This window comes from Bradyrhizobium sp. 40 (assembly GCF_023100925.1).
Classification (GTDB): Bacteria; Pseudomonadota; Alphaproteobacteria; order Rhizobiales; family Xanthobacteraceae; genus Bradyrhizobium.
The window spans coordinates 4,969,602-4,982,824 of the sequence record NZ_CP064688.1; the positions used below are offsets into that span (position 1 = coordinate 4,969,602).

The window sequence follows — 13,223 nt, forward strand, 5'->3', positions numbered from 1 at the left end:
TCAAGCCTCCAGATTGCGGCCGACGATGCGGACCAGGAAGAAAGCTACGACGTTGGCGATCACGACGGCGACGAGGCCGCCCGCCGAGGCGGTGCCGACATCGTATTGGATCAGTGCCTGCGAATAGATCAGGAAAGCGATGTTGGTGGTCGACAGTCCCGGACCGCCGCCCGTGGTGACGTAGATTTCGGCAAAGACGGTGAGCAGGAATATCGTCTCGATCAGGATCACCACCGTAATGGGACGCGCGAGGTGCGGCAGGGTGATGTAGATGAAGGTCGAGACTGCGCTGGCACCGTCCATTTCGGCGGCTTCCTTCTGCTCCTCGTCGAGCGACTGCATCGCAGTGAGCAAAATCAGCGTCGCGAACGGCAGCCATTGCCAAGACACGATCAGAATCACCGCGAGCAGCGGCGCGTCGGTGAACCAGTCGATCGGCGTCAACCCGAACAGCGACGCGATCCAGGCAAACAGCCCGGACACCGGATGCATCAACAGGTTCTTCCAGACCAAGGCGCTCACCGTCGGCATGACGAAGAACGGCGCGATGACCATCAGCCGCACGATGTTGAGGCCGATCACGGGCTGGTCGAGCAGCAGCGCCAGCGGAATTCCGAGCAGGACAGTCAGCGCCAGCACCGAGCCGACCAGCACCAGCGTGTTCTGGAGTGAGGCGAGGAACGCGGGATCGGTCAGGAAGTAGCGGAAATTTTCCAGCCCGACGAACGATTCCGAGCCGGGATCGAGCAGGCTGTAATGCAGCGTCGAGAAATAGATCGTCAACGCCAGCGGGACGATCATCCAGATGAACAGCAGCCCGACGGCCGGCGTCAGGAGCGTCCGTGCGAGAAGCTGCGTCTGCCGGGTTGCCATTCTTGGCTTCTCTCCGCTTGCGGGAAGAAGGCGGCCATCCATCCTTAGCGGTGGATGGCCGCAAGTCTGAGCTCAGGAGGGAGAGCTAGAGCTCACTTGATATAACCCGCGCGCTTCATCTCGCGCTCGGTTGAGGATTGCGCCGCGGTGAGCGCGGCATCGACCGTCATCGATCCCGCAAGCGCGGCCGAGAACTGCTGGCCCACCTGCGTGCCGATGCCCTGGAATTCGGGGATCGCCGCATATTGCACGCCGACGTAGGGCACCGGCTTCACCGTAGGCTTGTTCGGATCGGCGGCATCGATCGAGGCCAGCGTCAGCTTCGCAAACGGGGCGACCTTCAGATAATCAGGATTTTGGTAGAGCGAGGTTCGGGTGCCCGGCGGCACGTTGGCCCAGCCCTCTTTCGCGGCGACGGTCCTGGTGTAATCCTTGCTCGTCGCCCAGGCGATGAACTTCTCGGCGGCTTCCGCCTTCTTCGAACCGGCGGGGATTGCGAGATTCCAGGCCCACAGCCAGTTGGCGTTCTTGCCGAGCCCGGTGTTGGGCGCCATCGCAAAGCCGACCTTGTCGGCGACCTTGGAGTCCTTCGGGTTGGTGACGAAGGACGCCGCGACGGTGGCGTCGATCCACATCGCGCACTTGCCGGCATTGAACAGCGCCAGGTTCTCGTTGAAGCCGTTCGAGCTCGCACCAGGAGGGCCGGCCTGCTTCATCAGGTCGACATAGGTCGTGAGTGTCGCCTTCCATTCCGGGGTGTTGAACTGCGGCTGCCACTTCTCGTCGAACCAGCGTGCGCCATAGGAATTGGCCATGGCGGAGAGGAACGCCATGTTCTCGCCCCAGCCGGCCTTCCCGCGGAGGCAGATGCCGTAGACGCCAGTGCTCTTGTCGGTGAGCTTCTTGGCGGCGTCCACGACGAAATCCCAGGTCGGCTTTTCCGGCATCTTGAGGCCGGCCTTGTCGAACAGGTCGGTGCGGTACATCACCATCGAGCTCTCGCCGTAGAACGGCGCGGCGTAGAGCTTGCCGTCGACGGAGACCGCATCCTTGATCTTGGGCAGGAGGTCGGCGACGTCGTAGTCGGCGCCGAGATTCGCGAGCGGCACCAGCCAGCCCTTCTTGGCCCAGATCGGCACCTCGTAGGTGCCGATGGTGAGGACGTCGAACTGGCCGCCCTTGGTGGCGATGTCGGTGGTGACGCGCTGGCGCAGCACGTTCTCCTCAAGCGTCACCCATTTGACCGATATATCGGGGTTCTTCTTGGTGAATTCAGCCGTCAGCCCCTGCATGCGGATCATGTCGCCGTTGTTCACGGTGGCGATCGTCAGGGTCGTTTCGGCCATCGCAGGGACGGCCAGCAACAGGCAAGACGCGCCGCAGACGGCGCCGAGGACGTGTTTCACGGTGACCTCCCTAGGATCGCGCTTTTGAGCATATGCCCACGCGTTGGGCGTATGTTCGACTGAGGGCGGGCCGTTGTCAAGCAGGCGCAAAGCTGTTCGCGCAACTTATGAGTGCTGCGGTGCGGGAGATGGGCTGAGCTCTCGTCTCACACTCAGTGTCTTGCCCCGCGAAAGCGGGGCATCCAGTACGCCGTGTCGTCTATTGGTTTGCCCTAAGAGGAGCCGCGGCGTACTGGATCGTCCGCCTGCGCGGACGATGACAGTGTGGTGTAGGAAAAGACCGCCTGCCTCGCCAACGCGAAGAGCGAGCCTGCCTCAGCGCTCCAGAATCGCCCTTGCGGTCGCCTCGTCCGTGATCAGCCCGTTGATCAACTGTCCATTCAACGCCGCGGCGATCGCCGGCACCTTGGCCGCACCGACCGCGGCGCCGATCGTCGTGGTCTTCGCGGGTACTTCCGGCGGGATGCTGGTCAGGCGCCTGTTGGTGCCGGCCTTCAGCAGGCGGCCCTTGGAATCATAAGCCCAGCCGGTGATCTCGCCGATTGCCCCTTGCCGCATCATCTCGAACAATTCGTCGCGGGTGACGAAGCCGTCGACATGGACCTGCGCCTTCTGGTCCATCTGGCCGATGCCGACGAGGCGCAAATCTGCCTTGGCCGCGACCGCCTTCACCTTCGCGATCGGCTCGATCCGGACCATCTTGTTGCGCTCGTCCTCGGACGACATCAGGAACGGCAGCGGCATCGGATAGTGCCGCGCGCCGGTGCGGTCGGCGAGCCGGCCGACGGTGTCGTAGAAGCTCGCGGAACCGTCGGCGGAGATATTGCCGACCAGCGAGACGATCTGGTGATTGGGCCGGTCGATCGGCGTGACGCGCTCGACCGCGGCGCGCACGGCGCGTCCCGTGCCGAGCGCGACGATGACGGGGGTCTCCGAACGCAGGGTGGAATCGAGCAGGTTGGCGCAGCGTTCGGCAATGCCTGCTGTGGCCTGGGGCGCAGCGGAATCTGCCGGCACCACCTCGCAATGGGTAAGCTCGAAACGCTCCTTCAGACGCGCCGCCAATTCCATGCACGCGGCGATGGGATGTTCCAGCCGGAAGGTGATGAGCCGTTCGGCGAGACACAGCGACACCAGCCGCTGCGCCGACGCGCGCGACACCTGGAGCATCTTCGCGATCTCGTCCTGGGTGTGACCGGCAATGAAATACAGCCAGCCGGCACGCGCGGCGTCATCGAGCCTGGTCTTTTCGTTCTCGGCGGCCATGGCGGGCGTCAGGCGTCCTTCCAGAAATCAATCATGCGCGCGAAGACCCGGTCGGCCCCCGCACCCGACAGTATAGCGTGCCCGTCGCGTCCGCGATAATGGCTGCCGCCGGCAAATCCCCAGACCATCATGCCGGCCGCCTTACCCGCCAGCACGCCGCTCGCACTGTCCTCGATCACCAGCGTGCGCGCAGGTTGCGCGCCCATCTGCTCGGCCGCGTGGAGAAAGAGATCGGGCGCCGGCTTGCCGTGCCTGACCATCTGCGCGGTGTAAATCCGGTCGCCGAAATGCGCCCGCAGGCCGGTGACGTCAAGGGAGAGCGCGATACGGTCGATGTCGCTGGACGAGGCCACGCAGAATGGTGTCCGCAATTCCGATATCACGGCGGCAACACCCACGATCGGCTGGAGTGATCCGGCGAACGTGCTCAACACATGCGACTTCAAGCGCGGCAGAAAGCCGTCCGGCACGACCTGCCCGAGGTCCCGATAGTGCTGATCGACCGCTTTGGTGCTGCGTCCGAGAAAGAGTTCGAACGCCTGCTCCGGGCTCAGCGCGATGCCGCATTCGGCCAGCACGTCGGACAGACACCGACAGCTCAACAGCTCACTATCGACCAGCACGCCGTCGCAGTCGAAGATGATCAGATCGGGTTTCGGCCGGCCCTGGTCCATCCCGCCATTCGATCATATACCCAATTGGTGGGCAATAGCTCACTCAAGGCCCCGGAACGCCGCACTCTTTCCTGGATCAGTGCGCCACCTGCCGGTAGATCGCCGGCAGCGCCGCGGGCAGTCGGCGGATATTACCGACGATGGCGTAGCCGCCACGCCCGAACAGCGTCGGGAAATAGGATTGCGCGGTTGCGTCCACCGTGACGCCGAAGGCGGCGATGCCGAGCCGGCGCGCCTCCTGCACCGATTTGCGGGTGTCCTCGACCGCGAAGCGGCCTTCGTAATGATCGACATCGTTCGGCTTGCCGTCGGTGAGGACGAGCAGCAGCTTCTTGCGCTGCGGCTGACGCGCGAGCTCGGCCGAGGCGTGGCGCACCGCCGCGCCGATCCGCGTGTAGTAGCCGGGCTTCAGCGCACCGATACGACGCTCCACTGCCCCGCTCATCGGCTCGCCGAAGGCCTTGACGGTTTCGAGCCGCACCCAGGACCGCCGGCGCGACGTGAAGGTCAGGATGCTGTGGTGGTCGCCGCAGGCCGACAGGCCGTGCGCGAGCACGAGCAGTGCCTCCTTCTCGACGTCGAGCACGCGATGGCCCTCGACCCAGGCGTCCGTCGAGAGCGAGACATCGACAAGCAGCGTGACGGCGAGATCGTGCCCCTGCGGGCGCATCGCGACATGGATACGATCGAGACCGCCGCCGCTGCCGGCGCGAAGATCGCACCGCGCGCGCACGAGCGCGTCGAGGTCGAGGTCGTGTCCATCGGCCTGGGCGCGCATCAATTCGCGGCGCGGCCGCAAGATCTCGAAGCGCCGCCGCACCTGACGGATATGCCGGCGCATGGACTCGTCGGGCGACCAGGTCTCGCCGGTTTCGGACGCGGCGCCCGCGAGCACGTGGCAGTGATCGGGCAGGTAGGAGCTGCTGCGGTAGTCCCATTCGGGATAGGTGAGATCTGCGTTCAGCGGCGAGGCATCAAGGGCTTCCGGCGGCAGGTCGAGATCGAATTTGAGCCGGCTCGCCGGCTTGCCGCTGCGACGACTGAGCGTGATCTCCTCGAGATCGTCGGCGGCCTTCTGCGCGTCCTCGTCCTCGTTGTCGTCGGCCGGACGGTCGACATTGACCATCTCGGCCATCGCGAGGATCTTTTCGAAGCGGTTGAGCACGAAGGGATCGCGGCGATTGGCGTTGTTTTCGCGCTCGCGTACGGCAAAGCGCTTGCGATTGTCCTGGGTCGCGGCCCCCGCGCCCGGCGCGCACGCGTCGTCGCCCGCATGCGCGGGCGAAAGCTCGCGCGTCCAGCAATCGCCCCAGAGCGGACACGGCAGGACCGAGCGATAGCCCGGCGGCGCTTTGTCCGGCAGCGGACCTGTTCCCATCATCGCCGGCCACAGCCGGCCCGCGGGCGCCTTTCCGGCCCCGAGCAAAGCGAGAGCGATCTGCTCGATCTCCTGCTCGAGACGCGGCAACGGACGTCGCGGCCGAGCCTCGGCCATTGCTGCGGCGAGCTGCGCGTAACCGGCGGCGAGCCCGGGAAACTGCGTGAGCACAAAGACCGCCGTCTCGCTCGCCCGGCGCAGGACCAGAAGGTCCCGCCGCAGCGGATCATGCTCCGTGATCGTCTCGATCGGAGCGACCGCGAACCACGCCCCAAGCCAGCGATAGAGGCATGCGTTGAGGCCGCGGTCGGCGAATATCGCGATGCGATCGGGGAGGAAGACGGTCGCGGCGTCGCGGCCCGGCTGTTCGAGACGTTCGTCTCCAAGGCCGATGCGCTGCCGCCAGCCGAGCCGATGGCCCGCTCTGCGTGCGCCTGCGCTTGCGATCTGAACACCCGTCTCGCCCCCAAGCGCACGGAACATCACCGCCAACCGGCCTCTCACCTCCGCAAGCGCGACCGCGTGATCATCGTGAACGGGATAGCTCGCGGTGCCGCCGACCATCCGGTGCCAGGCACGGCCGACCGTCTCCTCCAATTCGAGGAAGTCGAGCATGGAATCTGCCTCACCCAATCACGGCGCGCGTGACATCTAGCAGCGCCGCCTTGACGTCGGAATCGTCGGTCAGCGGCTCGATCATGCCGGCGAGCACGGCATCGGCGATCGAGACTCCCGCCGCAATCAAGGTCGCGCAATACACCACGAGCCGGGTCGAGACGCCCTCCTCCAGATCATGCGCCTTCAGCGCCCGCAGACGTCCGGCGAGCGCGACCAGCGGCCGTACGCGATCCGGTGGCAGCCCGCTCTCGGCCGACACCACCGCAATCTCCTGCTCGGCCGGCAGGAAGGCGAACTCGATGGCGACGAAGCGCTGCCGCGTCGAGGGCTTCAACGCCTTGAGCAGGGTCTGGTAACCGGGATTGTAGGAGACGACGAGCATGAAGCTCGCGGGAGCAACAAGCTCCTCGCCGGTTCGCTCCAGCGGCAGAATACGGCGGTCGTCGGTGAGCGGATGCAGCACGACGGTGACGTCCTTGCGGGCTTCCACCACCTCGTCGAGATAGCAGATGCCGCCCTCGCGGACCGCGCGCGTCAACGGACCGTCGGTCCACACGGTGTCGCCGCCCCTCAGCAGATAGCGGCCGGTGAGATCGGCGGCGGTGAGATCGTCGTGGCAGGCGACGGTGTGCAGCGGCAAGCCCAGCCGTGCCGCCATATGCGCGACGAAACGTGTCTTGCCGCAACCGGTCGGCCCTTTCAGCAGGACCGGAAGCCGGTGCCGCCAGGCATGCTCGAACAGCACGCATTCGTTGCCGCTTGCGACATAGGCTGGTAGCGCGGGTGCCGGCGCGGCCAAGGCGTGAAGAGCTGCTTTCATGATCTCTCTCCGAAAATTTCTGAAGCGGCGGCCGCGATGAAACGCGGCCGCCTTCACGCTTACTCGGCCGGCTGCAGCGCGGCGGGAATGGTCGCCTGCCTTTCGCGGCCGGGCACCAGCACGGCCCAGACGAACATCAGCGCGGAGATCGCGACGAACACACCGGAGCCGAGCCGCACCCAGTAGAAGAAGGCGAGCTGGTCCTGCACGTCCATGTAGCCCTGACCGAGCACGCGCTGGAGATGGACCTGGACCACGCCGGCAAAGGTCAGCGCGAATGTCATGGTCATCATGGCCGTGCACATGATCCAGAAGCTCGTCATGCTGAGCCACTGGTTATAGGGCGCGCGTCCCTTGATCTGCGGGATGGCGTAAGCCATCACGGCAAGATTGAGCATCACATAAGCGCCGAAGAAGGCGAGATGGCCGTGCGCGGCGGTGACCTGGGTGCCGTGGGTGTAGTAGTTCACCGAGGACAGCGTGTGCAGGAAACCCCAGACGCCGGCCCCCTGGAACGCCATCACCGAACAGCCGACCGACCACAGCAGCGCGGCGCGGTTCGGGTGCTTGCGGCCGGCCTTCCAGGTCATCTGCACCGTGAAGATCACCATCGTGAAGAACGGCGCGACCTCGAGCGTCGAGAACAGCGAGCCAATCCACTGCCAGTAGCCGGGCGCGCCGATCCAGTAGAAATGGTGGCCGGTGCCGAGAATCCCCGAGAACAGCGCGAGGCCGATGATGACGTAGAGCCACTTCTCGACCACCTCGCGATCGATGCCATTGAGCTTGATCATGAGATAGGCGAGCACGGAGGCCATGATCAGCTCCCAGACACCCTCGACCCAGAGATGGACGACGTACCACCAGTACATCTTGTCGACGGCGAGGTTCGCCGGATTGTAGAAGGCGAACAGGAAGAAGATCGCAACGCCCCACAGGCCGAACAGCAGGATGTTGGTGACCGTGGTCTTGCGCCCCTTGAGCGCAGTCATGGTCACGTTGAACAGGAACATCAGGCAGACGACGACGATGCCGACCTTGATGATGAAGGGCTGCTCAAGGAACTCGCGGCCCTCGTGGTAGTGGAAGAGATAGCCCACCACCGCGACGCCCGCCGCGCCAAAAAACATCCAGAACTGGATCTTTGCGAGCAGCGGGCTGTACAGCTCGGTCTCAGTTTCCTCAGGCAGCAGGAAATAGGTCGCGCCCATAAAGCCGATCAACGACCACACGATCAGCGCGTTGGTGTGGATCATCCTGACGATGTTGAACGGCAGCAGCACCGATAGCGTGTTGGGCAGGACGTAGATCGTCCCGGCGAGGAGGCCGAACAGGACCTGGGCCAGGAACAGGGTCAGCGCGCCGTAGAAATACAGCATCGCGACTTTCTGGGTTTGGTATTTCATCTCGGATTCTCTCTGTCTTGAAAGAGGAAAGCGGCGGGCTCAGCCGGCCTTGTTCGGCGGCCAATCCTGGCGCTTGATCGTGCTCACCCATTGCAGGAAATCTGCGAGATCGTTGAGCTCCTGGTCGGTGAGGTTGAACTGCGGCATCTGCCGCCGGCCCTCCGCGCCCGAGGGCTGCGACTGCATCCAGGCCTTCAGCGTCTCTCGCGCGCCGGCCGGGTCTTCCTTGCCGCCCCATCGATCCCAGACGTTGCCGACTTCGGGCGCGAAATAGGCGCCTTCGCCGAGCAAGGTGTGGCAGTTGATGCAGGAGTTCTTCTCCCAGACATGCTTGCCGCGGGCGACCGACGACGTCAGCGTCGTCGCGTCCGTCGAGGTCGTGGCCATATAATAGTGGCTGTGCGCCGTCAGCCCGATGAAGATGGCGAAGAAAAAAGCCGAGCCGCCGTAGAAGACGTTTCGAGCGGCCGACTTGGTCAGGCGTTCAGCCATTGCCAATCCTTTCAATTGAGTCCTGTCGCGTAAATCGGTGATGCGATTTATTGCCGATTGGCCCAGCCCGTTCTTTGTCAAGGCGCAAGGAGTGAGTCAGATCAGGGCGACGACGGCGGATGTGAGCCAGGCAAACAGCACCACGATGAGGATCCAAGCGCTGACGAGGCCGCGCCAGAGCGCGGGCGCCGCGCGAAGATCGAGGAAGTCGAGTACTATCCGGCGGCCCTTGACGGCGGCCAAGGCCAGCAGCAGGGCGTTGCCGAGCAGTGGCCGCGGCACCAGCGGCGGCACCAGGATGGTCGCGAGCGCGAGGCCGATCAGCGCGATCCAGGTGATGTCCAGGCGATCCGGCATCGTCACCGCACCAGATAAAGAATCGGGAACATCACGATCCAGACCAGATCGACCATGTGCCAGAAGGCCGTTCCCGTCTCGACGCCGAACGCTTCAGCGCGGCGGCAGACCAATGCGAGGATGATGATGCCGAGGCAGACGTGCAGGAGATGGAAGCCGGTCAGGAGGAAGTAGAGTGTGAAGAAGGGGCTGGTTTCAATTCCGATGCCGCGTCCGATCTCTTCGGCATATTCGGCGAGCTTGACCGCCACGAACAGGCCACCAAGCCCCATGGCTGTGAACAGCCAGTATCGTGTCGCCCGCCTCTCGCTGGCCCGCGCGGCCTTCGTAGCCCGGGCCGCGGCCCAACCGCTCGTCACCAGCACGATAGTGTTCAATCCGGCGAGACCCGGATCAAGCGCCGCCTGCCCCGCCGCGAACACGGCGGGATGGATCGCGCGGGCGACCGTGAAGGTACCGAGAAACAGACCGAAGGCGGCGAGTTCGCTGAAGATCAGCACCCAGATCATGGGATCGCCGGGAAGATCGTCCAGAATTCCCCAACCCGTTCCCTGTGGTTCGCAATCGGCTGACGACATCTGCTCTTCCGGATCAGGACACCGGCCAGACCTAGCTCAGCCGTACCGATCCGAGTTTGTTGCCGGACAAACTTGGGGAATGCCGATCAATTTGTTTGCGCCGTCACAACGTCCAGCCTGCCGGGTCGCGGTACGAAACGCCGAAGGTTCCATGGAGCTGCGAGCGATGACATGAGCGATGCACAAATCGGGCTGATGACCGCGACGCCCATCATCATCGTCTTCGCCTTCGCGCTCCGGCGAATCGGCGTGCTATCGACCGTGGCCACCGTGTCGGCGGTGAGCATCTCCGTCGCGATCGCGGCGGTGCTGTTCACGACGCAGTAACGGCTGCCCCAGCCTGCATGGAGCAGAGCGGAATGCGGGTCAGGGTCCCGTATTGCGATTCGCTCCATCCGGCTACGCAGCCTCATCTCCGCTGATTATAAACGTCGATGCACACTGCCCCGAGCAGGACCAGGCCCTTGATGACCTGCTGATAGTCGATGCCGATGCCGAGGATGGACATGCCGTTGTTCATCACACCCATGATCATGGCGCCGACCACGGCACCGCCGACGCGGCCGACCCCGCCATAGGCTGAGGCGCCGCCGATGAAGCAGGCGGCGATGACGTCGAGCTCGAAGCCGAGACCCGCCTTCGGCGTTGCGGTGTTGAGGCGCGCGGCGAAGACGAGGCCGGCGAGCGCGGCGAGCACGCCCATGTTGACGAAGGTGAGGAAGGTCAACCGTTCCGTCTTGATGCCCGACAGGCTTGCGGCCTTGGCGTTGCCGCCGACCGCATAGATTTGCCGGCCGATCACGGTGCGGCGGGTGACGAAGCCGTAGAGCGCGATCAACGCACCCATGATCACCAGCACGTTGGGCAGGCCGCGATGCGAGGCAATCAGATAGGTGAAATAGAGCACGGCGCAGGCCAGAAGAATGCTCTTGCCGAGGAAGAACGCGTAGGGCTCGACTTCGATGCCGTGCAACTGCTCGCGCGACCTTCCCCTGGCGCTGGCGTAGACGAGGCCGAGCGCGAGCACCGCACCGATCAGCATGGATGTCGGATGCAGGGTGCCGGCCTCCGGCAAGAGCTCCGGAATGAAGCCGGAGGACAGTTTCTGGAAGGTCGCCGGGAACGGTCCGAGCGACTGGCCCTGCAACACCGCGAGCGCAAGCCCCTTGAACACCAACATGCCCGCTAGCGTCACGATGAAGGACGGGATCTTGAAATAGGCCACCCAATAGCCCTGCGCGGCGCCGATTGCCGCGCCCAGCAGCAGGCAGGCGATGAAGGCGAGCGTGTAGTCGACCTTGTATGTCACCATCAGCACGGCGGCCACCGCGCCGACGAAACCCGCGACCGAGCCGACCGAGAGGTCGATATGGCCGGTGACGATGACGAGCAGCATGCCCAGCGCCATGATGACGATGTAGCTGTTCTGGAGCACCAGATTGGTCAGGTTGAGCGGCTGCAGCAGCGTGCCGCCGGTCATGACCTGGAAGAACAGCATGATCGCGATCAGCGACATCAGCATGCCGTAGTTGCGCAGATTGTTCTTGATGAAGCTGCCGTTCCGGCGCTCCTCGGGCAGCGAAACCGTCTTGTCGGTCATGGCTGCGATCCTCCCATCTCGGCACCCGCCAGGGCGCGGCTTCCATAATTTCTGTCGTTGCGCATGATGGCGCGCATGATCTTTTCCTGTGTCGCTTCGGTGCCGGGGAACTCGCCGACGAAGGCACCGTCGTTCATGACGCAGATGCGGTCGCAGATGCCGAGCAACTCGGGCATCTCCGAGGAGATCACCACCACACCACGGCCGGCCTCTGCAAGCTCGTTGATGATACAGTAGATCTCGTACTTGGCACCGACGTCGATGCCCCGGGTCGGCTCGTCCAAGATCAAGACCTTGGGATCCGTCATCAGCCATTTCGACAGCACGACCTTTTGCTGGTTGCCGCCAGAGAGCTGGCTGGTCTCCTGATAGACGTCGGAGCAGCGGATGCGCATCCGGTTGCGGTAGTCGCTAGCGACCTTCAGCTCGGCGATGTCGTCGATCACGCGGCGAGGAGCGACCTGGTCGAGGCTTGCGAGCGTTATGTTCTTGCGGACGTCGTCGGCAAGGATCAGCCCGAGCTGCTTGCGGTCCTCGGTGACATAGGCAATGCCGGCGTCGATCGCGGCCGCGACGTTCGGCAGCACGATCTCACGGCCCTCGAGCCGGATGCGACCGCTGATCGTGGTGCCCCAGGAACGGCCGAACAGGCTCATGGCGAATTCGGTGCGGCCAGCGCCCATCAATCCGGCAATGCCGACCACCTCGCCGCGTTTCACGCTGAAATCAACGTTCTTGATCACCTGCCGCTCGGGATGGATGGGATGGTAGACCGACCAGTTCTCTACGGTGAGGACGGGCTCGCCGATCTTTGCGCTGCGCTCCGGAAAGCGATGGGCGAGATCGCGGTTGACCATGCTGCGGATGATGCGGTCCTCCTGGATCGGCTCGGCGCGGCAGTCGATGCCGTCGACGGTGCGGCCATCGCGCAGGACGGTGATGTGATCGGCAACGCGGGCGACCTCGTTCAGCTTGTGCGAGATCAGGATCGCGCCGATGCCTTGCTCGCGGAAGGCCATGAGACGTTCGAGCAGCGCGGCACTGTCGGCCTCGTTGAGGCTGGCGGTCGGCTCGTCCAGGATCAGCATCCGCACCCGCTTGGACAGCGCCTTGGCGATCTCGACAAGCTGCTGCTTGCCGACGCCGAGATCGGTGATCAGCGTGTCCGGCGATTCCTTGAGGCCGACCTGAGCCAGGAGTTCCCGGGTACGCCGATAGACCTCGTCGCGATCGATCACGCCGAGCTTGGACGGCGGATGCGACAGGAAGATGTTTTCGGCAATCGACATCAGCGGGATCAGCGCCAGCTCCTGATGGATGATGATGATACCGAGCGCCTCGGAATCGTTGATGTCGCGGAAGCGGCGCTCCTCGCCATCGAAGATGATGGTGCCCTCGTAGCTGCCGGCCGGGTAGACGCCGCTGAGCACCTTCATCAGCGTGGACTTGCCGGCACCGTTCTCGCCGACGAGGGCGTGGATCTGCCCGGCTTCAACCGAGAAGTTGACATCGCGCAGCGCCTGGACGCCGGAAAAGCTCTTGCTGACGTTACGCATCTCCAGCATTGCGGTCATCGGTTCATTCTCCCGGGGGCTTCCACAATCGTCATGGCCGGGCTTGTCCCGGCCATCCACGTGCAGCCGCTTGCGAAGAGGGACGTGGATGCCCGGGACAAACCCGGGCATGACGAGTTGATACACATGCGCTTCGCCCTAACCCTAAAGAACTCCCTCTCCGCAGGTCGGGAGAGGGAGT

General features: G+C 64.3%; 13 protein-coding genes. 1 reads left to right on the top strand and 12 read right to left on the bottom strand.

Annotated features, from left to right (window positions below; all coding sequences use genetic code 11):
* The 10 genes from IVB40_RS24035 to IVB40_RS24080 all read right to left on the bottom strand — a co-directional run bounded on the left by IVB40_RS24035 (nucleotide 1) and on the right by IVB40_RS24080 (nucleotide 9,868).
* Entirely contained in the window at nucleotides 1–873 is an 873-nt protein-coding gene (locus IVB40_RS24035) for a sugar ABC transporter permease (protein ID WP_247288934.1), read from the bottom strand.
* 92 nt (nucleotides 874–965) lie between these two features.
* Nucleotides 966–2,279, bottom strand: a complete 1,314-nt coding sequence (locus tag IVB40_RS24040) for a sugar ABC transporter substrate-binding protein (RefSeq protein ID WP_247288933.1) — start codon at nucleotides 2,277–2,279, stop codon at nucleotides 966–968.
* Nucleotides 2,280–2,594: 315 nt separating this feature from the next.
* A complete protein-coding gene (locus tag IVB40_RS24045) occupies nucleotides 2,595–3,545 on the bottom strand; it encodes a sugar-binding domain-containing protein (protein ID WP_247288932.1) in 951 nt (316 codons plus the stop codon).
* An 8-nt stretch (nucleotides 3,546–3,553) separates the two neighbouring features.
* On the bottom strand, nucleotides 3,554–4,219 hold the full coding sequence (locus tag IVB40_RS24050; RefSeq protein ID WP_247288931.1) for an HAD family hydrolase: 666 nt from the start codon (nucleotides 4,217–4,219) through the stop codon (nucleotides 3,554–3,556).
* Nucleotides 4,220–4,295: 76 nt separating this feature from the next.
* Nucleotides 4,296–6,212 (bottom strand): VWA domain-containing protein, encoded by a 1,917-nt coding sequence (locus tag IVB40_RS24055; RefSeq protein WP_247816537.1) that lies wholly within the window; start codon nucleotides 6,210–6,212, stop codon nucleotides 4,296–4,298.
* 10 nt (nucleotides 6,213–6,222) lie between these two features.
* On the bottom strand, nucleotides 6,223–7,035 hold the full coding sequence (locus tag IVB40_RS24060; RefSeq protein WP_247288927.1) for a CbbQ/NirQ/NorQ/GpvN family protein: 813 nt from the start codon (nucleotides 7,033–7,035) through the stop codon (nucleotides 6,223–6,225).
* Between the two features lie 59 nt (nucleotides 7,036–7,094).
* Nucleotides 7,095–8,441, bottom strand: a complete 1,347-nt coding sequence (locus tag IVB40_RS24065) for a cbb3-type cytochrome c oxidase subunit I (protein WP_247816538.1) — start codon at nucleotides 8,439–8,441, stop codon at nucleotides 7,095–7,097.
* 39 nt (nucleotides 8,442–8,480) lie between these two features.
* Entirely contained in the window at nucleotides 8,481–8,933 is a 453-nt protein-coding gene (locus IVB40_RS24070; protein WP_027517044.1) for a cytochrome c, read from the bottom strand.
* 96 nt (nucleotides 8,934–9,029) lie between these two features.
* Nucleotides 9,030–9,290, bottom strand: coding sequence for a cytochrome C oxidase subunit IV family protein (locus IVB40_RS24075; protein ID WP_027569188.1), 261 nt, complete (start codon nucleotides 9,288–9,290; stop codon nucleotides 9,030–9,032).
* A 2-nt stretch (nucleotides 9,291–9,292) separates the two neighbouring features.
* The gene (locus IVB40_RS24080; RefSeq protein ID WP_247359792.1) at nucleotides 9,293–9,868 is read right to left on the bottom strand and encodes a cytochrome c oxidase subunit 3 family protein; all 576 of its coding nucleotides are present in this window, start codon (nucleotides 9,866–9,868) and stop codon (nucleotides 9,293–9,295) included.
* Between the two features lie 171 nt (nucleotides 9,869–10,039).
* Here IVB40_RS24080 and IVB40_RS24085 point away from each other — a divergent pair, with 171 nt between their 5' ends.
* On the top strand, nucleotides 10,040–10,195 hold the full coding sequence (locus IVB40_RS24085; RefSeq protein WP_247433087.1) for a hypothetical protein: 156 nt from the start codon (nucleotides 10,040–10,042) through the stop codon (nucleotides 10,193–10,195).
* A gap of 82 nt (nucleotides 10,196–10,277) precedes the next feature.
* Here IVB40_RS24085 and mmsB read toward each other — a convergent pair whose 3' ends face one another.
* Entirely contained in the window at nucleotides 10,278–11,468 is a 1,191-nt protein-coding gene (mmsB, locus tag IVB40_RS24090; protein WP_027569186.1) for a multiple monosaccharide ABC transporter permease, read from the bottom strand.
* Nucleotides 11,465–13,042 carry a multiple monosaccharide ABC transporter ATP-binding protein gene (gene mmsA / locus IVB40_RS24095; RefSeq protein ID WP_247816539.1) on the bottom strand — a complete coding sequence of 526 codons (1,578 nt, stop codon included), beginning with the start codon at nucleotides 13,040–13,042 and terminating at the stop codon, nucleotides 11,465–11,467. The genes mmsB and mmsA overlap by 4 nt, the downstream gene beginning before the upstream one ends.
* Between the last annotated feature and the right edge of the window lie 181 nt (nucleotides 13,043–13,223).

Excerpts from the sequence above, each read along its gene's own strand:
- IVB40_RS24035 (WP_247288934.1), bottom strand. The coding sequence starts at position 873 with ATGGCAACCCGGCAGACGCAGCTTCTCGCACGGACGCTCCTGACGCCG.
- IVB40_RS24045 (WP_247288932.1), bottom strand. The coding sequence starts at position 3,545 with ATGGCCGCCGAGAACGAAAAGACCAGGCTCGATGACGCCGCGCGTGCC.
- IVB40_RS24050 (WP_247288931.1), bottom strand. The coding sequence starts at position 4,219 with ATGGACCAGGGCCGGCCGAAACCCGATCTGATCATCTTCGACTGCGAC.
- IVB40_RS24055 (WP_247816537.1), bottom strand. The coding sequence starts at position 6,212 with ATGCTCGACTTCCTCGAATTGGAGGAGACGGTCGGCCGTGCCTGGCAC.
- IVB40_RS24060 (WP_247288927.1), bottom strand. The coding sequence starts at position 7,035 with ATGAAAGCAGCTCTTCACGCCTTGGCCGCGCCGGCACCCGCGCTACCA.
- IVB40_RS24065 (WP_247816538.1), bottom strand. The coding sequence starts at position 8,441 with ATGAAATACCAAACCCAGAAAGTCGCGATGCTGTATTTCTACGGCGCG.
- IVB40_RS24070 (WP_027517044.1), bottom strand. The coding sequence starts at position 8,933 with ATGGCTGAACGCCTGACCAAGTCGGCCGCTCGAAACGTCTTCTACGGC.
- IVB40_RS24075 (WP_027569188.1), bottom strand. The coding sequence starts at position 9,290 with ATGCCGGATCGCCTGGACATCACCTGGATCGCGCTGATCGGCCTCGCG.
- IVB40_RS24080 (WP_247359792.1), bottom strand. The coding sequence starts at position 9,868 with ATGTCGTCAGCCGATTGCGAACCACAGGGAACGGGTTGGGGAATTCTG.
- IVB40_RS24085 (WP_247433087.1), top strand. The coding sequence starts at position 10,040 with ATGAGCGATGCACAAATCGGGCTGATGACCGCGACGCCCATCATCATC.
- mmsB (WP_027569186.1), bottom strand. The coding sequence starts at position 11,468 with ATGACCGACAAGACGGTTTCGCTGCCCGAGGAGCGCCGGAACGGCAGC.
- mmsA (WP_247816539.1), bottom strand. The coding sequence starts at position 13,042 with ATGACCGCAATGCTGGAGATGCGTAACGTCAGCAAGAGCTTTTCCGGC.